We start from the raw sequence: 26758 nt of genomic DNA, 5'->3' as shown, positions 1-26758 counted from the left end.
GTAACTTATTTAGTTTGTAAATCCCTTGCCAGTGCAACTATTCCTTTTTGAATGCTGCCATACTTTTGGGTGTATTGCTGGACTTTGAGTTTTTCACTCTCCTCGGTAGTATATGCGAGATATTCCTCCGGGCTTACCTCCGTTCGATAGACTTTGCTAAGCTGTCCTCCAAGGCTGATAAAAACCTCCTTGTACTTTCTCTGCGGATCATTTGCTTTGTTGATTGAAAGAATCTGGACTTTCTCCTTCTCGGTCAGTCCGAGTAAATCCTGAATGAGGTCGAACTTGTTCTGATATTTCGATTGGTCCAGGAGGATTTTGCAGTCCGAGTTATTAATGATGGTCTCTTTCACAACCGGCGAGCTGATGATATCTTCTACCTCCTGCGTAACCACCACTGCTTCGCCGAAAAACTTCCTGACCGTCTTGAAGAGGTATTTGATGTATTCGGCCATACCTTCTTTTGCGATGGCTTTCCATGCTTCCTCAATCAGTATCATCTTTCGAATTCCCTTCAGTTTTCTCATCTTACTGATAAAAGTCTCCATGATAATAAGGGTGACAACAGGAAAGAGGATTGGATGGTCTTTGATGTTATCCAGTTCAAAGACGATGAATCGCTCATTTAAAAGTTCAAGATTTTCGGTCGCATTCAAAAGGTAGCCGAACTCTCCATCCTTGTAGAAAGGCTTCAAAACATACAGCAGATTATCCAGGTCGAAATGCTTTTCCTTTACGTTGTCTGCTTTCAGTTGAGCAGAAAACTCAGTCCTGAGATAATCATAGAAGGTATTGAAGCAAGGGAAAATCTCGTTGTCGCATCTTAGCTTTTCATAGTATCCCTGAATAGCATTCGATAAGGCAACATACTCAGGCCTTTCCAGTACTTCATCTTCTTTCTTCCACAGGGCGAGTATTAAGCTTTTTAGACTTTCCTTTTTTTCGGTATCGAGCGTGTCTCCTTTGCTGATGTAGAACGGATTGAACCTGATCGGATTTGCTTCGTCGTAGGTGAAGTAGTATCCTCCCACCATTTCACACAAGCCTTTATAACTGTGGCCGACGTCAACCAACACGATATGGGTTCCCTGCTCGTAATAGCTTCTCACCATATGATTGGTAAAAAAAGACTTGCCGGAACCTGAGGGCCCAAGGATAAACTTATTACGATTGGTGGAGATTCCAAGCCTCATCGGTTCATCGGAAATATCCACGTGGACCGGTCTTCCTGTCAATCGATCTCCCAGGCGAATTCCAAACGGACTGATAGAAGTTTTATAATTGGTTTCGAGATTAAGAAAGCAGCAGGCCTGTTCCGCGAACGTGTCGAATGTATCGTTCATTGGAAAGTCTGCTTCATTTCCAGGTAAGCCCGCCCACCATATCTGCGGTGCTCCATCTGTTTCCCGTTTAGCGGTAGCATCAATTTGGGCCATTGCCGAAGAGACGAGCGTGGTCAACTCTTTCTTGTCATCGACATTTTCCGACCAGGCAAGAATATTAAAATGAGCTTTCACAGGAAGCCGCTGCTGACTGATTGCTTCGTTCAGAAAGTCTTGCGTTGCATCTCTGCTGATTGCATTTTCACGTGAATAAGCGGATAATGATTGCAGACGAAGACGTTTAGCTTCGAGTTGCTTCATTGTTTTTACAGCGTCATCGATAAAAATGTATTGATTAAAAATGTGGTTACAGTTGAGCAGCTGGCCTAAAGGAGATGCAAATCCGATACTACATTTCGTTCTGTCAGTACTATATTTATCATAGTTAATTCGGGAACCGCAAAGCGCCGGCATTGCTTCTGTGTCCGATAAAGTATATAGGTGACAATAGCGGTCACCAATTCGGATTTCATCCTTAAGATGAATGTCACTGATAGATGGAAGTGATTCCGCCTGAAGTAGAAAACAATAGCGTTCCAAAATGCCCGCCTTCTCTTTTGTACCCACCAAATCATCTGCATTTAAACGCTTGATTTCAATGAACCCGCTGTCTGCAAGTATGCGTTCAAACTGGTTAGCTTTATCTGAAAATTCGTCTACGAAATACTTATCTAAAGACTGAGACGGGACCACAGAACGCCTGAACAAGTTTGAGAAAGCTGAGCTTGCCAGGCGTCGTCCTTCTGGTTTCTTTGATAAAAAGACATAGCACTGGTGGTTCAAATAGGGCCTCTCGTTAAAAAAGCGTTCGCTTGCTCCGGATAAAAAGCTGGAGGTGCCGGATCCATCGATGAAATTTGCTTTGTAATTATCTGCCATAAACCAGTCCTGCTTATGGAAACAACTGTGTTTTGGCAGTACTTTGATAGCTTTTACCCAGGCCTGGTGAAATGCTTCATACTCATTGACAGAGAGAGTGAAAATTTCCGGTAGCGTGATTTTGTAAGCAATGGTTATATCGCCGAACATGGAAAGGATAGAATTATTCTCTACCTTATAAATCGGCAGCATTTTCTCTATTTCGATTGCATTTGCCATAAGTCCTCCTAATCTTTCCCGTACAGGAATTTGAAAACCTTTCTTGATCTTGCCTTTATAGCTGTTGGGACGTATCGCCTTGCAGCTTTCTTCAAAAGGCCATATTGCCCGTACTTATGGCTGAGACGAAAAACGGTCATAAACAAAGCTGTTCCCGAAATGGCTATCGTTACGATGCAGATAAAGAGGTTAATCCCTAGAATGTACATCGCTGAAAAAAGTAGAAGGAGGATAACCAGTCCGAATGCCAGATAGGTGATGTACTGCGCTTTCAAGCCTTTGAACTCAATAGGTTTATTTACGCCCTTGTTGATGTGATAGATGCTGGCCATAACTATATCCCGAAAAATGATTGAAGTACTGTTGCTACAATTACCAGAAATACGCAGCTGCCAAACCAGGCAGAGGCTACTTTACCTGTATCATGATCGCCACTGTTCCATTTCTGGTAGACCTTTATTGCGCCAACCAAACCAACAACTGCCCCGATTGCGTACATGAGATCCGTACCGGTGTCGAAGTAGCCTCGTATTTTTCCGGTAGCTTCGGTTATGCCAGCGTTACCGTCCTGCGCATAGATTGCAACAGAGATTAATAGTGTGGCTGCTGTGATGAAGGCTTTCTTTGAATGCTTACCGTAAGTTCTCAAAGCTTTGATAGTGTTTTTCATAAGTATACTGTTATTGGTCTTGTGAATAATCTGTTTCCGTCTCTAAGCTAAATTGGATGTCATCCGCAGAAAGGGATTTCGCCAGAACATCTTCTTTGGCCTTACCCATTATATCGTTCTGAACGGGTGGTCGCGAAGGTGTTCCACGGTGTCGGGAATTTTTTAAGAGGGCAAATGCTTCAGTCCTGAAGTACGCGGCTATTACAACCGCGTAGTAGGCTGTAGCAATTGTGACGATGGCAATTAAGTATTCTTGCCAGGAGATAGATGCGAGCATTGCTTTCAATTTTATCTTGCTGCTCCATTGCAGTAAGTGAAAGCAAATTTGGGGAGGGATTGAGTGTCGATTTCACACCTAAGACAGGAGGTGTGTAATTTTTTGTTGGAATTGTTCGGTCGATATTGTCAGTTGAAAAATTTTCGATAAAGCCGATTTGAGAGGGAATCAAGATTAGGGCTGTTAAAAATATTATCTTTAGCTATCCTATTGGATTATCATAATAGATTCATGTACATAAATAGTATTCGTATTGAAGGTTTCCGAAATTTTAAGGATAACCAAGTTGACTTTAATGAGCGGGTAAACGTAATAATTGGACACAATAACGCAGGGAAAACTAATCTTTTAAAAGCATTATCCCTTGTTCTTGATAATAAGTCCTCGAGGAAATTAGAGATAGACGACTTTAATAAAAATATTCCACTTGCTGATCTTAGAGTTCAACCTCCTAAAGTGACAGTGACTCTATCTATAATGGAAAGTAGCGGGGAAGATTTAACGGGTGATGATCTCGTAACTGTTTCTCCCTGGTTAACAAAGCTTGACTCGCCATATCAAGCTAAACTAACCTATGTCTTCTTTTTGCCAGAAGCAGAACATTACACTTATTTAACGGCACTTGCAGGGGAGACTGACCTAAAACATGCCTGGTTGAAGATTAAACATGATTTTCTTAGAAAGTATGTTTATAAGATTTATGGAGGGAATCCTGCTCTTCAAAGCCTAGCAGATTCTGAAAATTTACAAAAATTCGATTACCAGTTTCTCCATGCAATTCGAGATGTAGAACGAGATATGTTGACCGGTCGTTCTTCCTTACTCAGGGAAGTCATTGACTTCTTCATGGATTTCCAGATAAAAAACGACACTACGAAAGATAAAGCGACTAAGCATAGCGAAATTTTGCTTCATAAGCAGACCTTCTCTGCGGATGCTTTGGCTTTAATTACTCAATTACAAAATCGAATGAAAGAAGGCCGCGATCATATCATGAAATATGCAGATGAAACAGGCGCGGCATTTGATGGTGCGAAACCGGGATTTGATGGCCAAATTTCAGAAATCGAGATGTACTCTGCTCTGAAATTAATTATAACTCATACAACAGGTATCGAAATACCGGCTACCCATAATGGGCTGGGATATAACAACTTAATCTACATGTCGCTGCTTCTTGCAAAAATGCAAGTCGATACGAATGGGGAGTATTTGGGTAGTAATGCGAAAGTATTCCCTGTATTGGTAATTGAAGAACCAGAGGCACATCTACATCCTTCACTTCAGTACAAGCTTCTAAAATTTCTCCATTCGCATGAAACACAGAATGCAAGACAAATTTTTATAACTAGTCACTCTACGAATATAACAGCAGCAGTTTCCCTAGATCAGATTATATGCTTAAGCGGCAATAATAGCGGAACGGTAAACATAGGTTATCCGGGAAAGGTATTTTCGAATGATGCCGCAGGGAAAAATTCTAAGGCATATGTACAGCGATTTTTGGATGCCACAAGGTCAGATATGCTGTTTGCAAAAAATATCATAATGGTTGAAGGTATTGCAGAACAACTTATCATTCCGACTTTAGGTCGGTATGCTGGTAAAAATATAGAAGATACTCATACAGTCGTGATAAATATAGGTGGTCGGTATTTTGATCATTTCCTGAAACTTTTTGATTCAAATACTCCTCATACAATTCACAAAAGAGTTGCTTGTATTACCGATCAAGACCCTACCCGGAAAAGAATAGGAGCAGATAATAAACACAAAAAATGTTATCCCTTTGAGTTGCATCAAGATTCTGCAACATACGAGTACTTAACTGCCGGTAATGCACAAGTTACCCAATATGCGAGTCACCCGAACATTCGTTTTTTCTCTCAAGATCCGAATCTCGGCAAGACTTTAGAGTACGAATTAATGTTAAAAAACCCAGGTAGTGAGCTATTAATTACAGACAGTGTATCAAATCAAGCAGAATTAAAGGAACTCAAGAAGCATTACGAAAAGGGGGATACGGTAAATGCTGTTATTGCTGCTAACACGATGCACAAAAGTGATGAAAATACTCGAATAACAGATTCTTTGCTAGCATGCAATGGCGGAAGCTGGGATGATACGACTAAGATGAAAGCGTTATTAGCCGCCAGATATTTAAATAGTGTATCAAAGGGAGGAAATGCATTAGAAATTGCCGCTAAATTGGAAGAGAATCTGACAGCAACAACACCAGAACCTTTTGCAGTGCCATCATACTTAAACGACGCAATCTCCTGGGCATGCCAATAATTATTAACTCGGACGATATAGTAGTTGATATCGAACAGCACTTTAAAGTACTGGCGGGTCCTGGAGCAGGAAAAACCACTTTTCTTGTTAATCACATAAAGAATATTCTAAACAATAGTAGGAGATTAAAAATCCAGGGAAAAATTGCATGTATCACTTATACAAATGTCGCTACCGAAACCATATTAAAGAGAGTAGGTGATCACGCGGGACGGCTGGAGATTAGCACTATTCATAGTTTCCTATATGAACACATTGTAAAACCGTACGTTCATTTGATTGCAGAGGATTATGAATTAGATGCAAAAAATATTAGTGGACATGATGATATTGTCCTTAGCGGTTATCAAACTATTGAAGATTGGAAAGCTAGAACGGGACAAAGACGATTAAGAGACAATGATCTTATTGTCGCAACCTGGGACAGCTTACAATGGAAGTTTAATCCTGCTAATACAGACGAATTGATTGTTCGTCCACCTCGCCCAGTTCAGTATTTTAGTAATGATGGATATTTGGAGTATAAAAAGATACTGTGGTCAAAGGGGCTTCTCCATCATGACGATGTGCTATTTTTTAGTTACGAATTAATTAAGAAACGTCCATTTATCCTTACGGTATTAAGGGCTAAGTTTCCGTATTTTCTAATTGATGAGTTTCAAGATACAAGTCCCATTCAAATTGCTCTTCTTAAATCTATAGGAGCTATGGAAACTATTGTAGGTGTTGTTGGGGACGAAATGCAGTCTATCTACTCATTTTTGGGAGCAATTCCGGGACAATTAAGAACTTTTTCTTTACCTAATATATGTGAATATGAAATTCAAGGCAATTGGCGTAGTACAAATGAGATCGTTGATTTATTAAACAAGGTTCGTCCAGATCTTACTCAAAAATCACTTCGGAATGTTTCTGGCAGTAATCCTACCATAATTGTTGGTGATAAATTAGCAGCTTTGTCTTGGGTTGCAAATAAGCATCCGACAAATGAGATATTCTCACTCTGCCGGGAAAACTCAACAGCAAATGCGCTAGAAAAGGGGCTAGGAATTAATACTCACTCTAATCTTCTTCAAGAACTTAAAGCAAAGGATACAACATCCGAAAGGAGGCGCGCTGTATCTGATTCGATAAAAGCGGTCGAATATGCGAGACTTGGTTTCTTTAAAGATGCCTTAAAGACTCTAGGAAAATTATTTAATCGGAATAAAACTGTTGACGATAAGAAACAAACTTTAATCGCTTTAAAAAAACTCCTTGCTAATTACAGCAGCTACTCAACAGGTAATTTGATTAATATGGTAGACTTTATAAGAACTAACATAAAATCATTCTCAAATTTACGGGCGGGTGGAGCACAAACTTTTTATAATTCCACGCCTTATACCCATGTCGCTATAGCGGTGAAAAATTTGTGTGAGTCAGGAAATTGCAGGACTATCCATAAAGCTAAGGGAGATGAGTTCGAATGTGTATTAGTCATACTGGAAGCGACGCGAGGGAAAGCCTATAATGAAAACACAGCACTCTCTTTTCTCCTAAATACAGACTTAACTGCTAAGGAGGAGCACCGAGTTCAATATGTTGCAATTAGTAGAGCCAAGGAACATCTATATATTTCGACGCCCGCTTTGTCTAGAACAAATAAAACCGCTTTGGAAGCAATTGGATTTAATGTTCAGATTCTTCCTTAATCTAACCGTAAATGGGGCGATGATTTTTGAATGGAAGATCTTACGACTCAACGTTCTTGTAATATCCGATCATGGGATTCTGGACTACAAGATGAGCTGTTGTAAGAGTTACTATCATTTTTTTGTCGAATGGAGTAGAACCGAAATCAGTTATATCTACCAAAAAGGGATTAGGTGGTGGACTATTGTGGGTAAGGAAATACCCAAATGGTTTGAAATTGATTTCTGACCATTGTTTCTTTACTAGTTGATCACCTTCCTTGTCCCAGACTGTCATATAACCGAGAAGTCGTTTGTGGCTAGAAGAATTTGAATACAGGTAGATTTTTATATCTGGCGGAAAATTGCAGTTGTCTTTGTTCAGCAGATATTCTCTAACACCTTCAATTTGTCCTACAGCACCATCGCTATCCGCTGCCACAAACATCATTAGAATTTGCTTAAGAACGTTTTGAGGCTTAATAATATACTCTCCTCGTACATATTCCTTAATAGTATTAGCCGTAAAAACTTCGAGACCCTGCTTACTAAACTCACAAAAATCTTTGACATACCAGCTTCCAGTATCGTTGTTGCACGATGCACATAGCGTTTGTTTACCAAAGCCCCGCTGACTTCGCATTTTTTTCCCGAACAGCTTGCTGTTTTCCTCGAAAAGATGCTCGTGTTTCTGAACGTATATGACTTTATTATTTGATGCGCACTGTGGGGGAATATGTTCAAAGGTAAGCGGTCCCCACTTCCCACATAGTACGCAGTTTCCTTCCGTCATTCAACAAATATCAGTAATTGGTCCTAAATATCAGTTTGATATTGGCTCAATTTGTCTTTAATTCATACTTTTCCTCCATCTTTCTGATTAACCCTGCTTTAAGTCGATCCAGAAACACCGTACGTTCCTTTTTCCTATTAGTAATATCCGTATACTTTCTATAATAATGGTTTAAGTCGACTTGGAACATACTCTGGAAGTAGTTCATAAGGTACTTAATCTCAATGTTGCCGTTATTGAAAGCACCAGATTCTACAAGCGCGTAGATCAGTTCAACCAAATCCGTTTGATTGCTCGTCCATACTACCGGAATTTCTGATAGCCGGTGTGATTCAATTCCAGCAGGCTTCAAGAGCTTACCCAAGTATTCCTGAAATTTTTCATTGGCTATGATTTTAGATAGTTTATAATCGTGGGTAGTAGAAAACATCTCATCTCCCTGAAAGTCTTCCAGTTCAGAATAAATATCACCCGTTCCCCTTGTAAAGTAGATGCTATCCATATAGGTTGCTTGAGTGCGATAGTACTGGTAAAAGACTTGGTTGTGATCGAAGAAACGTTTTAAATCTGCCAGTTCAGATACAATATATTCTTTAAGCATGTCCTCGCCTCCAGCAGGTTTTTTGATTAAGAAATTATAGAGGCTTACATAATAAATGTATTGGCTGTAAAATAGAGGTTTAATCTGTTTGAAGAAAAGTACTTCGTCATCCATATTTTCAAAGAAATAGGAAGAGATAAACTTCTTTAGGATAATCAGCGCCTTTCGGCAAACCTTAATAGCTCCCTTGAGTCTTTCTGATTCAGAGGTTGTTTGTATTGATAATTCATAAAGTTCGATTTCCATTGCATGGTACAAGCGTTCGGTAAATGTTTTCATAGTGTGGTAGATAAATGTATAGCGATTTCACACTTTAGAAAGGTGAGAGCGTCAATTCTACCACAAAAATGGCTGAAAGTGTGCCGCTTGTAAATACGTTTTTCCTAGTATTCGTACTACGCAAAAAGTAGTATTTTATGCTTCAGACGCTTCAGAAACAGAATTAGAGCCAGAGATAGGTTTTTGTTCGAGTTTGTGAAGTAACTCGGTTCTATTGTTTACGCCGACTTTCTCGAAAACATTCTGAACGTGTTTAGTTACTGTCTTCTCTGACCGAAACAGTTTGTCAGCGATATCTTTATACTTGCACCCCTGTCTTATTAAACCCACAATTTCTGCTTCACGGGAGGTCAATTGGAAATATTTACAGTTTTGTTCAAAAATTGAAGGCTGATTTGCGAGATTGTTGAATTCCTTAAGCTGTTCATACTCGACACGAGCTTTCGCAATATATCGTGAAATAAAGAGAACGGTAATGACAATAAAACCACCGTTCGTACAAACTACTTCCACAAGTTGGCTGGCATGCAAATAAGACAATAAAGCGAGGGATGCCCAGGGGATAATAGCACAATAGACGGCCAGTACTTCAATAAAGTTGTTTTGATTAGTCCTCTCCTTATACTTTAGCCAAACAGCCCTAGATATTGCATAAAGTAATACAATGGAGTATATAAACGGAACAGCAACCCCATATCTTATCGCAAGATTCAAATCACCATCTATTGAATACCCAATAACAAAGAACAAGATGTAGGGCAAAATAAGAAATAGCGGTACACCATAAAGTGCATGAAAGCGAAGTCTCTTCAATTCAAATGCTCTATAAAAGTAATATGGGAAGTATGACGCCATTAGAAATCCGCTACCGTAAGCTGCTATGTTCTGAACCTTAATTGGGATGTCTAATTTGGGATCAGGAAAAAGGCCTCCGGTGATATTGTAAATGATCAATAAGCTCAACAGCACGAGATACCACATTCTGCTTTTATCCTGTGGTCTGAACAGGTAATACAGAAGTTGATAAAAAAACATGATTATTTCCAGTAGGACGAATACAAATGTCACTACATGCATTTCGGTTCCAAACACATTCATAGGAGTAGATTTTGTAATCGCTTATTAGGCTACGTCCTTTTTCAGGAAGAAAAGCTTATAGGAAAGGTCAAGTTCGTTATAGATATCAAATCCGAATTTCTTATACCAGGGGATGTTTTTGAGAGTGGAGGTTTCTAGGTATAACGGTCGCTTTTTCTGTGAACTATCGGCAATTACTTCTTGTAGCAAACTCGACCCTATGCCCGAATTCTGATATTCAGGATCTACTCCAATGAACCAGATATAGTACATCGGCTCTTTTGGCTGTAGTTTTTTAATCTTTGATTCTCTGGAAAGTGCTTTCTGAACATTGCTTATTCCTACAGAGTGAAGAATAAGTTTGATGTCCAGAAGTATGGATTTAAGGTTCGTTTTCTTCTTATCCGGGTAAAGGATCAATGCACAGGCTTTTTTATTTTCAGACAGGAAGACTTCGCCGAACGAATAACAAACTTCAAAAGAGTAGTCCATTAAGGCCTCTACCCGTTTTTCTCGGTGCTTATCTTGCTTTACAATGTAATTCACACTTTGATTAGTGTCAAAAGACTTGGTGAGGATATCAATCACTAAGCCTTTGTCGTGCGAGGATGCTTTAATCATATTATCTAGGCTTTGGTTTGGTTAGGTGAAATATTAACGGGGGAAGTGGGAAAAATGTTTACAAAACGAAAAAACAAAGGAGAAGTGAATTTGTATGTTGAAACATTGGTTGTCATGGCGACAAATAGTATCTTCTTAAAAGAGAGTTTTAAATTTGCAATCCCCTCATTATTCCTGATGTTGCTGTTGAAATGTCGCTTTTTATAGGTTGTTCATCTTTACCTGGAAATTCTCCAGCTATAATTTCTTGTACATCCTGCTTTATCTGAAGATAATTCACCAGGACACTTTCCTTGTCAATTGCTCTCAATTTCGGGATATCTTTGTAATGATCCTCTTCTAGTTGTATAGCCTCGTGATCGTTTACTATCTCGTTATGGAAAACCTTCAGGTCAATTTTATTCTGAGGATCGTCTGCTACCATACCAACGAACTCGCCAGAAGATAATGTAGATATTTTTGACGCAGGTATCGCAAAATCAAGTTGAGTGGAACGGCTGACAGAGGTATCGGAACTATTTATTGATATCGATTGTCGCTCCTGTTGAATTTTGCCGAACCTTTCGGATAACTGTTTTGCTGTATCTCCCGTAACTTGGCCAGCAATTACATTTCCCACTATGTTTAATATAACCTCTGCCTGTTCCTTGCCATAATCCTTTTTTAATTGACTATAATCCTGAACAGCTAAAGTTGTGGCAACTTTATTAGAGCGGGCGGTGGCGATAAGACTATCAATATTATTGAAATAGATAGTTGGAAACTCATCGAATATAAGACTACATTTTTGTTTGTTCTTCTGATTCACCAGCTTAATCATTCGGGAGATGTATAAACTTAATACCGCTCCATACACCTGCTGCTTTTGAGGATTATTACCCATACAAATGACTTTTGGAAAATCCGGATTATTGAGATCCAGCGTGAAATCATTTCCCGATAAAACATAATACAAGGAAGGAGATGACAATCGCGCCATACTTATTTTAGCACTGGCAACTTGGCCTTCGAGTTGATCGTAGGCTTCATTCCTCCATGCAGATATAAAAGGATTGATCAGCACTTCAATTTCGGGCTCCTGGCTAAGTACTGCAAATAGATATTTATACTCCACCTGCATAAGCTCAATAACATGTGGTAGTGTGCAGAATACGCCATCCTTGTACTTTCTCAAGTACCAGATAATGGCTGTCACAAAATTGATGGGAGATTCCACGAAGAAATCTCCCTGCTTCTTGATCCATTCTCGGTTCAGGCCAAGCATAATGGTACGCGAAGCTTCTGTTGCGTCTGTTATATCGATCATACTAGCAGGCTCCAGAGGATTGCAGCGATGCGTTTTGTTCAGGTCGTCAAAATTGATCACGAAAAACTTGCGCTTATCATTTCCGGAACTGCTTTTCAGCAATGTGTTGTAGGCTATCCTTGTTAAATCGTCGTACTTGAAATCATAGATGAACATGCTGAACCCCTTTTGAAGATGCTGGGCAATAATATGCCGAATAACAAAATATGACTTACCAGCTCCGGGTGTACCCAGAACCAAAGAACCTCTAAAAGGATTAATAATATTGATCCAGCTACCCCTGATCTTGCCCTTATAGTAATAAGTCGAAGGAAGATTTATAGAATACTCGTTTTCCAGTTTTCTTTCTTCCTGTGGAAAAGTTTCATTCTCTTTGTTAAATACATCGCTAACTAAATTCAATTTCAGCAATCGAGTTAAGCGAGTGCCGCTGGTCAGGATAAGAATATAGCCAGTCGAAGTGCTGGATATATAAGCGATCGCCTTGACGTGTGCGGCGATTTCGAAGCTGAAAACCAAAGTACTTATCGAAAAAAGGAGAAGACCCGTTGCCAAAGAGACAACCAAGTATTGAATGTTCGTCTTTTCATCTTTTCTCCCCCTGGCACCAAGTAACGAAATCATTAGAAGCACTAGACTTGCGATTTTTGCAGAAAGAATAGAATCGAAAACTTTCATTCTTGACAGCGCAATTAGAATCCGGTCTGTAATTTCCCAGGAAAAGCCATGTGCGTTGAAAACTGCATAGCAGCTCAAATAGAAGTGAATTACTAGTATCGCTATCGAAAGCATTCTTGTAAAATCAATGATCTTTCGCAATCCTTGTTCATTTTCACCGGTTCCCATAGGTTTATTATTTTGATAGTCCTTTTCTTTTCTTCTTTCTTCTATGTCTGAATAGATTGCTGATACCACCGCCTTCAGAATAATCCGGCTTCAACAGGTCATCAAGTAAAGATGTACCCAACTCGTGATTCGTAATACTTTGATCAGCAAACAGAGGATTATTGGATTGAGAAGCTGGTGACGTTTTTTCCAAGAGCGACCTGTCGACCAATGACAGTTTATGTGATGCATCTCCAAAATATTTATTCAAAGCAGTTGCACTGTAATCCTTACCGATATCGCTGCCATTAAACACTACTTTGTTATTGTGATCAATGTAAGTGATACCGTAGATATAGTTGCTTTCATTTCGTCGAAATACCACCTGAATTCCTTTTGAATGCAACGCCTGAGCAAATCCGGCCGGACTCGCTTTTGTCTTCAGTACACCGTCAAGCAATGCACGTACATTTTGCACGAACGGTTTCCTGAGTTGTTCGTTCTGTTTAAACTTCTCCTCCAGAAATTTTAGAGTCGGCCGACCGGGAAGACTGCTGGCTTTTATCGGCACTCCAACCTTATTTCCCTTACCATCCATGGCCCAGTAGATCAGCCAATTCTTTGTATACATCCTTGAGTCTTTTGAGCCCCGGTCTGCTAAGACATTGAAGTTCTGCAATACGACATTTAGCTCAGGAAGACTGGTAAAACGGTATATTTTTATAACAGCATTTACAGTATTAGCGAGAGCTCGTTTTGTATCTGTTTTTCCATATTCTATTTTAGAAAGAGAAAGGATATTGAGATCCTGTTCTTTCTGTCTTGAGTTGGCTGGCGTCAACCCAAATTTCGCCTCCAGCGCCTTTCTCGCAAGCTCTGATTTTGTCTTTCCAAGATTGTGCAAGCTGATCCTTTCTCCGGACGATTTAATATTGGTGCTAACAATATGAACATGGGGATGGCCTGCATCGCTATGGCTATACACGAGGTAAGGTTGGCTTCCGAAACCTATTCTTTCCATGTATTCGTCAGCAACTTCCTTAATTAAGTCTGTTGAAAGATTTTCCCCAGTAGCAAAGTTTAAAGAGATATGCAGCGTGTTCGTTTTTACACGTTCGTTTCTTAAAGACAAGTCCTTTAACCTAAGTAGCTTGTCGTTGAAATTGAGATGTATTATGTCTTTTGCATATCCGTTTTGATGGATCAAATCAGCTTTGCCCTGTTGCACCTTTTTTTCATTGTAGTTTAAGGCGCCGATCAGACTTTTTCCGCTAATAATTTTTGCGACCATAAATCAGAATAGTTATTGATCCGATCCTTGATTTGCCGGATTGAAGGTTCCAGTTGATCGCGCAAAACTTCAAGCACTGACTGCCAATGTTTTGCTTCCGGCATCCCACTCACACTGTTCAATTTCCTGACGGTTTGATTGAAATTATTTCCAAAGAAATTGAGCTCTTTACGAAGTAAGATGAGCTCTTCTAGAATATCATCGGAGGACTTATCTCTATATAAAATTGTAATCGGCTTTTCCAGTAGCACGCTCCTTGTATACTCGCTTAGACTACGAAATTTCGTCTTTTTAAATCGATCATTAATTAGTTGAAATTCTGCAGGTTTTAACCTCAACAGAAAAATCTTTGAGCGATTTTCGTCCTGTCTTTTCATAGGTTCTTTTATAAAAAATCCGACTTCGGAGGATTGCTTCTTTTTTTACCCGGACTGACTTCGGAAGGGAGGCAAGATTCGTTTGTATTACAAACGTACATCTTGCTGACTGCAGCAAAGCGAGGCAGTCTACCTCCGCATTTCAGGATCTTTGTTAATTCTCATGTTGTACCTCATATTTAAAGTGAGCAGAACCTGGAAGTTCTTAAGCTGAATTTTCTTTCTTGTTTGTAGTTGAAAATCCAGTCACTTGCATGTACTTTCCAATTTCGGATAGGCTTCCCAGTTTTCGTCTTCCAGCCTGACTTTTCTTGCTCATCGACGAAGTGCTGAGCAGCTTCCCCGGCTTCTTTCTGCTCAAAATAAATCAGGACGTCTAGTGTTTCGGGAGGAATGTTAAATCCGAAAGATTCAGTAACTTGAATAGGGATTTCCGGTGCTTTAGATCTCCTTTTTTGCTTCATCGGATCTATCCGTCTTGCCTTCCTTTTCATGCTAATTTCAATTGATCCTGAAACTTATCTGACTTCATTATCTCTTGAATTTCGTCGTAGTCGTAATAGGTAACACCACCTAGTTTTTTGAAGGGGATCACGCCTTTGTCTCTCAGATACTGGAGCTTACTTTCCGAAACTCTTAATAGCTTTTTGACTTCGAATGCCTTCAACCATTTATGGGGCAGCTGACCAGAATTTTCCTTCAATAGTTTCTTAATGTCTAAGATGAGTTGCTCTTTGAATTCAATAAGGTCCTGAACTGTAAGCAACTGATCTTTATAAAAACTCTGCTTTCTTTGATCGGAATTCATTTCTTTTATGCTTGTCATAGGGGTAAATATTTTAGTCCGAAGTTCAGGAAGCTGTGAGAATGAATTTAACACCTATGACAGGAGGTGTGTGTTTTTTTATAAGGGTTAATGGTTAAGATAATCCCATTCCTTTGATAAGCAAAGGTCTCTCGTTTCCTTCACCCGTCAAGAGCTTTCACGGCATAAATTCTCCTTCCTTCGTCAGTCCGATTTATTCCATGTTCTCGTGACAGGTTTGTAAACTAACAAGGAGGGTGGCTTAACAGAGGAATGGGGAGGAGTGATTCCCGTTACCTATATGAAAAATATTGAGTTAGCTGTTCGATCCTGGGATAAGGGAATACAACATTTTATTCCGATCTATTGAGCATTCCTCAACCAGTCCTCTCAATTCGTTTTCGATGGAACATCGCGACGAAATAACATGCGTAATTACTTTTAAATTTAAGGAAGAATTCACGCACTTGTGAAGACGGTTTGAACTTGGCCGTCCAAGGAGACGTCTCTTCCTTATCACCTCACTATAGACACATACCCAGTGAAACTCTTCCTCTGATTGCCTGGATTGATAACGTAATAATAGGTTCCCGCCGGAAGATCCTCTCCTTTATACCTTCCATCCCAAGGGATTGAATAACCGGTGGACTGGTAGACTTTTGTTCCATATCTGTTGAACACTTCCACCGTACACTTCGGTAGACTTTCTAAATTTTTTATCCCCCAAACATCATTCACTGCATCGCTATTGGGAGTGAACGCGTTTGGTATCCTGGGACTATTCAACACGCTCAACCTTACCTCATCTTTGGCGACGCATCCTTTATCTGAGATTATGGTTAGAGTATAAGTTATATCTGACGAAGGAGCAGCCACAGGATTAGGAATATCATCGCGGTTCAGCCCCTCTGCTGGCGACCACTTATATGAAAGTGCATTACCGCTCACCGAACTACTTAATAGCACTTCTCCCCATGCCAGCATCTCCCGGTCAGGACCAACGTCTACCGCTATTCCATCTTCGACCGTAATATCCTTGGAAAGAATAACCTCACAGCCGCTAGCTAAGGTATAGTGAAAGGTGATGGGATGTATTCCTGCACCCGCCCGGGCGGGCTCAAAAACAGCTTTAGATTCTCCTGTTGCTCTGACCCCTACACCTTTAAAAACGCCTGTTCCGTCGAGACCGAATTTTTCATACCCTTCCAATGGAATCGCCGTCTCATTCAAACATGTGACCAGAGGAAGAGAAAAGTCAATTTCAGTGATTGGCCAGGTTGAAATCCTCTCAACAATCTCACTGACGCATGCTGTTCCTGAAAAAGCCCTCAACTTTACCAAATACTCCTTCTTTCCGGAGTTGAAAAATGGAGGATAAGAGTGTTTTTGAACTTTCCCAAGCACTGGCTCTTCATCTATAAGCACTTCTGCGGGGTGGTTGGCGAAATCGAAATACCATTCGAGCCTCGTGATCTTACCAAAGTCGACTTCGGATCTATTTATAAAACTTACTTCATCACCACTGCAGAGCCTTGCTGCATTCATCACTTCCATTGCTGCTCTCGGGGTTGCGCCATTGATGGTAACGTCCTTTTCAACTGTATCACGACATCCATTTGAGGACGTAGCTATCAGCCTGACTTTATATATTCCGGCAGATGCGTACTTGTGTTGTGGGTCCTTCAACGTTGAAGTATTAGGATTGCCAGGACTAGAATCAGGGTCTCCAAAATTCCACAGGTAGCTTAAAGCTCCGTTGTTAGCAATGCTTGAGGTATTAGAAAACATAGCGAAAGCATCCGCGACGCAAGCTTCTGGCTCCAGGAAATCTGCTACGGGAACATCGTAGATCTGCACCTCCTTCTCGATACTGTCTTTACAACCCAGGGCCGTTTCTACTGCCAGCTTCACTTTATAGATACCGGGACTTTGAAAAGTGTGAACGACGGGCGCCCCTGAAGCAACCTGCTTAGTCGTCCCATCTCCTATCTTCCAGGTCCATTTGGAAATATTACCGTCGCCTCCTATTGAACTATCCTCGAATACAATACTCCTACTAACGCAGGCCCCAACACTATTAAAGTGAGCTTTCGGTTTTTTCAACACTTTAACCGGCTTAGTTGTGCTAACAGGAGAACAGCCAGATGCGGTAGTAACAGTCAAAGTGACTGAATAAGTGCCCGGGGTCAGATAGGTATGCCTGGGACTCTGTTCTGATGAACTTTGACCATCTCCAAAATCCCAGTGCCAACTTGTCAATTGATGCCCCATCCCATCACTCTTGTCAATGAAGACCGTTTCTCCTCCCTCGCAAACATCAACCCCTTCGAAGTCGACCGTAGCCTGAGAGTAGACAGAAAATTCGAACGGGATAACCTCTGCTGCCCCGCAGCCATCAGCACTACTTTTTTCGACCGTCACCTCGACATCATAGTCTTTCCCGAGGTTGAATACCACTTCTTCCGGCAATTCGTATACATAAAAGGTTTTGCCATTAGCAGTATAATGCGAGTCAGGGACGGGGTTGATAATCTCTGCGGGAACAGTGCCGTTCTTAAAATTCCACTTAATCCTACTAGCCTGATAGACCAGGCTCAGTGTAAATTGCAAGGGCTCAGCAACGCAGCCAGTGCTGACCTTTTCTCCCGTAGCTTTATTTCGAGCAGTAATTTCGAGGCCCGTTACATTTGCACCAGCGGAATAGCCGTAGGACTCTGCTGTTCCAAAACCATAAGCTATTGCATTAAACCCGTCTGCTGCTGATAAGGTATGGACACCGGCTGTTACGCTCAGCTGGGCGTAGGAATATTCAGGATCACCGGGGACATCCAGAAACTCAGAAGCCCGGCTAATTCCGTCGAGATTGAAACTGGCTACTGCAGTCTTTCTGATAGTAACATTAATATAATTCTGTTGGATCCGGTACCTATCGGAGGAATAGACTGTGATCTGATCGATATTCTGCTCCACTGGATTTAGGTAGATCATCTCGGGATCACCGATATTTTCAGGATAAAAGCCGCAATTTTCTGACTTATTCATCCCTACAGCGTATTGCACCACTTGAATGGGACGGTCAGCTTCTATCACTGCTACACCCGAACTCGGGAAGTCACAATATGAATCATTAACAAAGTTGGAAGCAGCAACAATAGAACCGTTCACTTTTACGGTAGCCCCTACTTCACTTTTAAATACCCTGATCACATCATAGCTTCTACTTTTCAGAGGTATCGTAAAGAACTTTTTGCCCCATGCTTTTGTAGGATATACCTGCTGGTATAAATTGTCCGAACTTCCCACGCCGGTGGGACTGCATCCAATCCCCACCTTTCCACTTCCGGAAAAAACAGCGATAGGCTTGCAAGCCTGGAGACCTGTACTTATTGATCTGATCCTTGAACCGGTCAGGTCGGCCCCTTTATAATTATAGATCGAAGTTTGACCAGCAGTCCCTACCACCTCGCTCCCCTGAGATTCTCCCAATACCTGATAAATCTCACCCTTGTTCAGTGTCACGATACGACTTTCGCCCGCCGGCCAACCATTTTTTGTCCGCGCTGAGGGAGTAATCTCCACTTCTGTCTGATCTTCGGTTGCTACTACAAAAAAATAAGAGAAAGCATTATCTGTATTTGATATCTGCTTGTAATTAATGGAGTAATAATCTTTACCAAGTGCAGAAACAGGGAGAATGAGACTGGCTCCTGATACCAGATTGTCGTAAATATGGGAGTAAATGACGACTGGTTGCTGGGAAACAATATGAATTCCTGTATTAAATTTCCCCTCATCTCCAAGGTGAGCCTGATCCGGAATGTCGTCGATTACTTTGATGGAGTTAGCGGCCACACTGAAATCTGAGCGATAACCGAGTGAGGGTATCTCTACATAACCGGTGCTATTTACATCAGACGTAATGTAAAGTGCAAGTTTCCGGCTGCTTCCGGCAATACCGGAGGAATGAAGCCCATATCCCAGCCAGAACTCTTTACCCTTGTTTGAAATGTTCTGTCCCGAAGCGCTTAGAAAAAAAAGGGAGAAAAAAAACAACAGGAGCACCCGTATCAGGCTATACTGTTTGTATTTTTTTCTCCCCTTATCCAACTTGTAAGATCTAAGCAGCAGTGAAGCTAATTATTTCTCTTCAAATGATCGCATCTTCATTATTTTTCCTGAGAAAGACCTTCTACTTTTTTAGCCAGCTCATCAATCTTCTCATTGGCTTTCTGCAATTGCTTATCCTTCTCAATTAAATAGAGTGTAAGCTCTTCTATTTTCTTCAGTAACACCGCGCTCATATCTCCCAATTCGATTCCCTCCTTTTTCACCTCCGCTTCTGACGGAACATCTGGTAGATGCTTATTTTCCTGGATGAATTTCTCTACATCAGCTAGGGCAGGTAGTTTATAATTTGGAGCAAAGACATAATCGGCCCAACCGTTGGGTGAAACCTTTATAGCTTTAGTCTGAATCGTGCCAAACACTTCAAGTTTCAAATTATCCTGGCTGCCAGAGCCTATCTTTAAATTATTAGTAAACGTTTTAGATCCTGAGATACTCTCTGCTCCTGACTGATGGACTACATTTGCATCATTAGCGGCTGTGTATCCTAAAGCTGGTTGAAAAGTTGTGGCAAGGCTAGTTATATCCTCTACCAGAGCAAACACCCCACTCTTATCAGGGAATCGAAAAGTTCGGCTTCCTGTAAGCAGTCCGGCATTTAAAGAGCCCTTTATATTTCGCTCTTGCAAATTTTTATAGAGATCAAGATTAGTGGTAGTAACTGAATAACTGGTAATATCAGTACTCAACACAGGACCTGAGGTGATATAAGGAGATTTTACGCTGAATCTTCTTGAATTAGCGGTTATACCGAAGCCTTCATAAGAGCAGGTGAATTCTAAATTAGGAACTACCATCCCAAGGTTTGAATAAAAAGAACCATTGTCTGTGAATCCTATTTTATATTTAGCAGCATTCCCATCGGAATAGCTGTGAACGAACCGTAAGTCAGGAGAAGGAATACTGTACCCACCAACAGCATGAGCATTTACCAGTGGAAAACTTACAGCATTAGAAACATAATCGCTAGGGATATCAGATGTTAAAGCAAGGTCAATTCCTCCTACATTTGGACGGGTTGTAAAAGTCTTAATTCCTGACACTATTTCATCTCCTGTTTTATGAATGGCTTCCATGTCATTGGCAGGAACATAACCTAATGCACTCGTAATGGAATTGCTGGTTGGAACTGAATTTTCAATATCAGATACCATAGCAAAAGTACCGTCCTTATCAGGAAGTGTATAAGTTCTATCTGCAGAAACAGAACCTGAAATGGTTTTAAGACTACCAGAAGTGCCTGATTCGAAAACGCCTTCAGTTCTTAAATTACCCGCAAACCTACCAGTGCCGTTTACGTCAAGCTTAAAGCCGTTATCGGTTGGATTATTTGGATGGCCAAGTAGCACGTTCCCGCTGGCCGGGCTGTAGAAACGCTGGACACCTTCTCCATCGCCAATTATCACAGTGTTACTTAGGCTGTCGGTATCGACATTGATTTTTGCGCCTAGAATTGTATTCCCGCTCCCTGTCTTGAGGCCTCCTCCCGAACTAAAACCGATGAAGGTGTTATCATATCCAGATTGAAGATCTCTACCGGCACTACCACCAAGTGCGGTATTGTTAGATCCTGTAGTATTGCTATACATCGAATATATCCCCAAGGCGCTATTGCCCGCCCCTGCAGAATTATTAAATAAACTATGAGCACCTGAAGCTGTGTTCCCGCTCCCGGTGGTATTCGAAGGAAGGGATTGAAAGCCCGTTGCTGTATTTACATTACCTGAAATGCTTTTACTAAGCGCGAATGAGCCTAGTGCTACGTTGCTTCCTCCATTAATATTGTCATGCATTGCGCGATGCCCGATGCTGACATTGTGGCTTGTACTACTACTTTGGCGGAGCGAGCTAGCACCTATAGCGATGTTGCTAAAACCGGTTGTGTTATTAACTAACGCACTCCCCCCTATTGCTATATTATAACTCCCTGTTGTATTATGGTTTAAAGCAGAAAAGCCGGTTGCTATATTTTCAAAACCGGTTGTATTATAAAATAAGGCATGCAAACCAGTTCCGATATTAAAACTACCTGTCGTATTACTATATAGCGCAGCTTGACCACTTGCTATATTACCGCTTCCGGACGTATTCTTATAAAGAGCTTGGTTACCGATTGCAACGTTACTATTACCGGTTGTGTTGTAATACAATACGTCTGCCCCAAACGCCATATTACTAGAACCTTCGGTATTTTCATTAAGAGCGTTTTGTCCTGTTGCAATATTATAGCTACCTGTAGTATTATTATTCAAGGCATTGAGCCCTGTTGCTATATTATACTGAAATATTCTGGTAGGAATATCAGAAGTTAATGCAACGTCAATGTCTCCGACTTTAGGGCGAGTTGTAAAAGTTTTAGTTCCTGACACGACTTCGTCCCCTGTCGTATGCACAACACCGGTTTCATTTCCTCCTAGACTGCTTGCTGCAATTTTTTCAATAGCTCCTGTTGAGGTATTTCTAGTTAAAATATCATAAGAACCAGTGGAGGTAGAAGGGGTATTAGACAATGTCAAATTGCCTGCAAACCTACCTGTACCCGCAACATCCAGCTTAAAGGCAGGCGTCTTGGTGCCTATTCCGATGTTACCCGTAGAGATGTTCGAATTCCTACCGTCCAAGTTGGTTCCGAAAATTAGATTGCCTATTGAAAGTTGGTTGTTCGCGGCGCCTGATGGCACATGAACCTCTGTTCCTATAGCAATGTTATTACTTCCTGTATTTATATTCCCCCCCGCTGACGTTCCAAGGCTGATATTGTACCCCCCGGTGGTATTGGCAAATAAAGCATTTGGCCCTATTCCTGTATTGCTCCAGCCAGTCGTATTTGAAGCTAAAGCAGAATTACCTGTTGCAATATTTTCGAAGCCACTGGTATTGGAAAATAAAGCAGAATTGCCGATAGCTATATTACTGGAGCCAGCGATATTGGCAGATAGAGCAGAATAGCCCATAGCAATATTTCTATAACCGGACATACTGTTATTCATCCCAAAAGCTAAAGTATTTTGAGGGCCTAACCCTATCCGTCCTACCATTTTTCGCGCGGTAGTGTCCGAATAAAAGCTTAGACTTGTTGCGCTTGTATGGATATCAGATGCAATCAGGCCGTCCAGCTTAAGGTCGCCCTGAATCACATTTGTACTTGGGGAAAGGACGGTCCTTGATAGATTCGGATCTCCGACCTCCATGAAAAAAATCTCATTTTCATAGCCATAGCCACCGTTACTAAAAAAATCATAGTCTACAAAGGTGGTCGTGCTGATATCACCATATTGCTTGTAATCTGAAATAACCCAAATATCACCTTCCCCTTCAACTAGACTGCGGGCGTAGACCCGATACCCATCGGCTCCGGGTACAGGAGAGATAGATACCGACACCCAGCTATTGGCGCCAGGCGGAACAGAAAAATCACTTGAGAGCGTAGCATAGCCTGGGGAAAAGATATATTTGCCATTAACTATTTTATAAGCATAAACTCGGTAATTCACCAAATTAGCTCCCCAGAACCCTCCCCCTCCCCACTCATCTTCAATCAGAGAAGCGGTGATACTCGCTGGTGTTGCTACTGTTATTGCAGTGTCGGTAATTAATAACTTATTTCCTTTAAGCACAGTGTCGCCCGGGTTTACACCGTTATTTTTTCTAATTTCAGAAAAGGTGATCGCTTTTACACTTGTATTAACTGTACTATAACCTTTAAAGCCGCTGGCTATAACTAAAAAAAGAGCAATTGCAATGAGGCTTGCTGTTACTTGTAATTTTCGGTTCCTGGAAATCTGCATGGGAAAATTGTGGTAAGGAGACTATCGTTTTTCTCTTTAAAGATCTAAAGGCTCAGGTACGTTTCTATTTTTTCTGCAGGTAGAAAGTTCTTAACCTGATCTAGATGAGCCTTTTTTAGTAGTGCGATCCTGCTCTTCACTTCTGCCTGACTTGGGAAAGGTGAATTTGCCGCAGTCCTTTTCTGCCTTTCAAAATTGATTCTAAGCTTTGCCAGTTCAGTTGCCTGCTCTTTGCTGACGCCCAACTTTTGCTGAAAAAGAGTGGCTTTTTCGTTTGCGGTGTTATTCAGAGAGTCACTTTTTGCCTTGCTGAAGCGGTTTTGTGAATAAAGCCTATATACCTCTGCTCCCAATGCCTTTTTAATAGCTACTTCTTTCTCCTGCCTCAGCTTTTTCGCATCAAGTATCCGTTTCTCTTTATTCTCACTTGCCTTACTTAGCTCTTGTGTTTTTTTAGCAAAGGTCATATTAATTTCCGTTACCCGTGCCCGCTCGGTCTCGCTAAGTACATACACCCCTTCAATAATGTTAGCGGAATCAACTTTAGCTGTTTGTGCAGCGAGGTTTGCCGTTAATAAAAATGTTAAGTAAACTAGGACTGTTATTTTTTTCATTTTTTGATATGGTTTAAATTTTGTGATTCAGTTATAGTTGCGTATTAAAAACGATTAAGCTGTTATTTACGAAATAGCGATCAAAGAGTTAAGATTAATTCAATTATTTCAATCGTTGAGTCCTTTTTCTTCCAGCTTTTTCAAACGCCCCTTTAAGTCCTCATTCTCTTTTTTCATTTCGATCATATAGAGGGTCAGTTCTTCTATTTTTTTCAAAAGGGTGGCACTCATGTCTGCCACATCAATACCATCTTTTATCACCTTCGCCTCTGACGGCACACCTGGCAAGTGTTTGTTTATTTGAATAAACTTCTCTACATCTGCCAGAGGTGGCAATTTGTAGGATGGCGCGAATACGTAGTCAGCCCAACCGGTGGGCTCTATTTTTATCGACTTTGCCTTAATGTTACCTTCCACACTCAGGTGGTAGTCCCCGCCTGCAGGTTTGCCGATCGCTATTTGACTAGCGTTGAAAACTATTCTTCCATTTCGATCCCCACTCGAAAAATTCAAATCACCGTTCGCTGCTTTTATAGACCAATCCCGTACTGTAGACTCTTTGAATGCTAAATGATGACTTCCTAATTGAAGATTATTTGTATTAATAGTTCCGCTACGGGAGGTAAAGTTGGCGTTTCCTGTTTCGTCAGTAGAGATCCGGAAATCAAAATCATAATTACCGTTATTATTAGATGAGTGAAAGTCAAGGCTCTTCCCAAGCTCAGTTGTCCCATTGCCGTCTATAAAAGGGATTTTATTAGAGAGACTTCCACCATTGTGCGTACTCATGAACCCTGCACTACCAATATCATCGCGAAACAAAAATTGACGATAAGTACTCCAGCCTGCATCATTATGCTTCCTAATGTAAAACTTGTTATCACTATATTCTGAAACTAGTTGAAATCCTCTATTTGCGCCTCCGACGGAAACAAAGGCGGCGTTCCAGGAGCCAGAGGGAGAGTTGGGTACTTTCCCATTATACCCATCCAGATTGCCCATTTCATTCCATAATACACCATTCAAACCATTATTTATAGGCTGAAAGAGGACTTTGGGGACGAAGGCAAGGGATCCAAGCCTGCTTTCTACCCATGATCTGGTAGTCAAATGCTCACCATTTACTGGCGGTGAACTTGAGATCGGCTGTAGGAAAGTCTTTCGGCCTGAGACCTCTTCGTCACCTAATCTGCGTACAAAATTGCTCTCATCTATTGTCACATCTTTAGTTGATATTATAAAGTGTACTGACAAAAACGCACTTCTATTATCAAAAGACTCGCCTCCGCCTGTTTTAGAAATGGAGCTTTCATGCAAAGCAATACTCGCCATATCCTCAATATAAAAATAGGCTCCCTGAGAGGACGCCAGAACTCTTTGAGCCGTGCCCGCAGGCAGATCCGCGGGATCAAAAGAAACCATGAGATTATGAGAATGAGATGGAATTTGAGACTCGAGTAGCGTCACATTATTTTGGCCACCCCCGCTTCCGACAGGCGTCATTGTTCCAGATCCCGCTGGTACTCTGTCGCGAAGATCTGGAAGAGAGAAGGTCATCTGTCCATCGCCTCCAAATGTTGTACCTATAGATTGAAACAATTCAGGATAATCTGTAATATTTAGAGTTTGCCCATTACAAATCAACCAACCATGAGGAATTTGTTCCTTTAGTCCTACGAACATTCTTATTTCCCCAACGTGTCTTGTTGTTCCTGTTTGCGCAATGGAAGTTAGCTCCAGAATCAACAGCAATGATAAAGTAACAATGTGTTTCATGATTGTAATAAATGTCTTTCCAGTTTCCCTCTTAATTTATTTTCTTTTAATAAATCCCTTTTCTACCTTTTCTTTCGGCATTTATCTGTTATCTGTTCTAGGGATTACAAATTCCTTTCTACTTCTCACTTGAACATACTTGCCAGAAGATGTTGAACAGCACCGGTTCTTAAGGTGACTGCGACCGTATCTATGGCCACCACTTGCCCGTTCTGCTTTTTTTCCATTTTGATAAGTATCTTTCTTAAAGTTGTTCTAGTTCATTTTGACTATTTGGAAAGCAAGTTTCCAGTTAGCACGAGTTTCACTCTTCCGGATAACCCTCAGCGCCTTGTTCTACTTGTGTTTTTTTTTTTTGCAAATGCCAACTTTTTTGAACAATTCGCCTAAAAAAATACTGCCCGAACTGCTCTTGCAAGCTGTAAGTGCAACGCTCTGCTCCTAATAGCTTCTTTATGTGATAAAATTCTCTTCTGCTTTTTTAGCTCATCATTTTTTTGTTAACCGCAATCCAATCTCCCCTTAAATTAATATCGGGATTAAAAATCCCTCTTTATCTCTTAGTTCGACATACCTTTCAGAACATGTCGAACAGCAACAAGTCATCATTTTTTGCTACCTGTAAAGCAATCTCCTACTACCGGGATTACAAATCCCTCTTTATCTCTTAATTCGACATGCCTTTCAGAACATGTCGAACAGCAACCATTCTTTTATTGGGCTAAATACCATTTCCTAATTTCATCTCATCATCTATTCGTTTAGCGGGATTGCAAATCCCTTTTTATTACTTAGTTCGAAGTGCAGAGGGAATATGCCGAACAAGCTGCGGATCACGACGGGAGTCTTATAAAGCAATCCCTCAACTGATCAAAGAAAGAACATTGGCTGCGTGGCGGACATCCATAAATCTCTTTAAATTTAAACTCCTGAACATCTTCCCCTTCTACAATCTTAATTACATATTCGCTGGTCGTTCGATCAACGCAATCGCACTTCATTGAAGTATTAAGGAGCTTCAAATTATCAGAAGATATAGAACGTAAAAAAAGAACAGTTCTACTGTCTTTGACAATTCTAGTAAC

General features: G+C 40.8%; 19 protein-coding genes. 2 read left to right on the top strand and 17 right to left on the bottom strand.

The genetic code is table 11. The annotated features are described in order from the left end of the window. Positions 1-5: 5 nt before the first annotated feature. Genes J4N23_RS16700 through J4N23_RS16685 form a run of 4 tightly spaced genes read right to left on the bottom strand, consistent with a single transcriptional unit; the run spans position 6 to position 3427 of the window. A complete protein-coding gene (locus J4N23_RS16700) occupies positions 6-2480 on the bottom strand; it encodes a TraG family conjugative transposon ATPase (protein WP_207428912.1) in 2475 nt (824 codons plus the stop codon). Positions 2481-2488: 8 nt separating this feature from the next. Further along, a complete protein-coding gene (locus J4N23_RS16695) occupies positions 2489-2812 on the bottom strand; it encodes a DUF4133 domain-containing protein (protein WP_207428911.1) in 324 nt (107 codons plus the stop codon). Positions 2813-2814: 2 nt separating this feature from the next. Then, positions 2815-3150 carry a DUF4134 domain-containing protein gene (locus J4N23_RS16690; RefSeq protein ID WP_207428910.1) on the bottom strand — a complete coding sequence of 112 codons (336 nt, stop codon included), beginning with the start codon at positions 3148-3150 and terminating at the stop codon, positions 2815-2817. 10 nt (positions 3151-3160) lie between these two features. Then, positions 3161-3427, bottom strand: a complete 267-nt coding sequence (locus J4N23_RS16685) for a hypothetical protein (protein ID WP_207428909.1) — start codon at positions 3425-3427, stop codon at positions 3161-3163. A gap of 231 nt (positions 3428-3658) precedes the next feature. Here J4N23_RS16685 and J4N23_RS16680 point away from each other — a divergent pair, with 231 nt between their 5' ends. Together J4N23_RS16680 and J4N23_RS16675 are read left to right on the top strand one after the other, a co-directional pair. Continuing rightward, a complete protein-coding gene (locus J4N23_RS16680) occupies positions 3659-5722 on the top strand; it encodes an ATP-dependent endonuclease (protein WP_207428908.1) in 2064 nt (687 codons plus the stop codon). After that, positions 5713-7416, top strand: coding sequence for a UvrD-helicase domain-containing protein (locus J4N23_RS16675; protein ID WP_207428906.1), 1704 nt, complete (start codon positions 5713-5715; stop codon positions 7414-7416). Before J4N23_RS16680 ends, J4N23_RS16675 begins: the two co-directional genes overlap by 10 nt. Before the next feature lie 40 nt (positions 7417-7456). Here the strand turns inward: J4N23_RS16675 and J4N23_RS16670 are convergent, their stop codons facing one another. The 13 genes from J4N23_RS16670 to J4N23_RS16610 all read right to left on the bottom strand — a co-directional run bounded on the left by J4N23_RS16670 (position 7457) and on the right by J4N23_RS16610 (position 25673). Further along, the gene (locus J4N23_RS16670) at positions 7457-8188 is read right to left on the bottom strand and encodes a hypothetical protein (protein ID WP_207428904.1); all 732 of its coding nucleotides are present in this window, start codon (positions 8186-8188) and stop codon (positions 7457-7459) included. A gap of 46 nt (positions 8189-8234) precedes the next feature. Beyond that, positions 8235-9068: an RteC domain-containing protein gene (locus J4N23_RS16665; protein WP_207428903.1), complete on the bottom strand. Its 834-nt coding sequence runs from the start codon at positions 9066-9068 to the stop codon at positions 8235-8237. Positions 9069-9203: 135 nt separating this feature from the next. Then, a complete protein-coding gene (locus J4N23_RS16660) occupies positions 9204-10166 on the bottom strand; it encodes a response regulator transcription factor (protein ID WP_207428902.1) in 963 nt (320 codons plus the stop codon). 24 nt (positions 10167-10190) lie between these two features. Continuing rightward, entirely contained in the window at positions 10191-10766 is a 576-nt protein-coding gene (locus J4N23_RS16655; protein WP_207428901.1) for an N-acetyltransferase, read from the bottom strand. Between the two features lie 148 nt (positions 10767-10914). Continuing rightward, positions 10915-12918 carry a conjugal transfer protein MobC gene (mobC, locus tag J4N23_RS16650; RefSeq protein WP_207428900.1) on the bottom strand — a complete coding sequence of 668 codons (2004 nt, stop codon included), beginning with the start codon at positions 12916-12918 and terminating at the stop codon, positions 10915-10917. Between the two features lie 7 nt (positions 12919-12925). Next, positions 12926-14188 carry a relaxase/mobilization nuclease domain-containing protein gene (locus tag J4N23_RS16645; RefSeq protein ID WP_207428899.1) on the bottom strand — a complete coding sequence of 421 codons (1263 nt, stop codon included), beginning with the start codon at positions 14186-14188 and terminating at the stop codon, positions 12926-12928. Next, entirely contained in the window at positions 14155-14565 is a 411-nt protein-coding gene (locus tag J4N23_RS16640; RefSeq protein WP_207428898.1) for a plasmid mobilization relaxosome protein MobC, read from the bottom strand. The genes J4N23_RS16645 and J4N23_RS16640 overlap by 34 nt, the downstream gene beginning before the upstream one ends. A gap of 179 nt (positions 14566-14744) precedes the next feature. Next, on the bottom strand, positions 14745-15059 hold the full coding sequence (locus tag J4N23_RS16635; protein WP_207428897.1) for a hypothetical protein: 315 nt from the start codon (positions 15057-15059) through the stop codon (positions 14745-14747). Then, complete coding sequence (locus J4N23_RS16630) at positions 15056-15391, bottom strand: helix-turn-helix domain-containing protein (RefSeq protein WP_207428896.1); 336 nt, start codon at positions 15389-15391, stop codon at positions 15056-15058. The genes J4N23_RS16635 and J4N23_RS16630 overlap by 4 nt, the downstream gene beginning before the upstream one ends. A 495-nt stretch (positions 15392-15886) precedes the next feature. After that, positions 15887-19477 carry a PKD domain-containing protein gene (locus tag J4N23_RS16625; RefSeq protein ID WP_207428894.1) on the bottom strand — a complete coding sequence of 1197 codons (3591 nt, stop codon included), beginning with the start codon at positions 19475-19477 and terminating at the stop codon, positions 15887-15889. 59 nt (positions 19478-19536) lie between these two features. Then, positions 19537-23283, bottom strand: coding sequence for a hypothetical protein (locus J4N23_RS16620; RefSeq protein WP_207428892.1), 3747 nt, complete (start codon positions 23281-23283; stop codon positions 19537-19539). 44 nt (positions 23284-23327) lie between these two features. Beyond that, positions 23328-23897: a hypothetical protein gene (locus J4N23_RS16615; RefSeq protein ID WP_207428891.1), complete on the bottom strand. Its 570-nt coding sequence runs from the start codon at positions 23895-23897 to the stop codon at positions 23328-23330. A gap of 108 nt (positions 23898-24005) precedes the next feature. Next, the gene (locus J4N23_RS16610; RefSeq protein WP_207428889.1) at positions 24006-25673 is read right to left on the bottom strand and encodes a phage tail protein; all 1668 of its coding nucleotides are present in this window, start codon (positions 25671-25673) and stop codon (positions 24006-24008) included. Between the last annotated feature and the right edge of the window lie 1085 nt (positions 25674-26758).

The organism is Pedobacter sp. SYSU D00535 (genome assembly GCF_017355855.1).
GTDB lineage: Bacteria > Bacteroidota > Bacteroidia > Sphingobacteriales > Sphingobacteriaceae > Desertivirga.
Note: the sequence above shows the minus strand (reverse complement) of the source record. Positions and strands in the feature narration are given on the sequence as shown.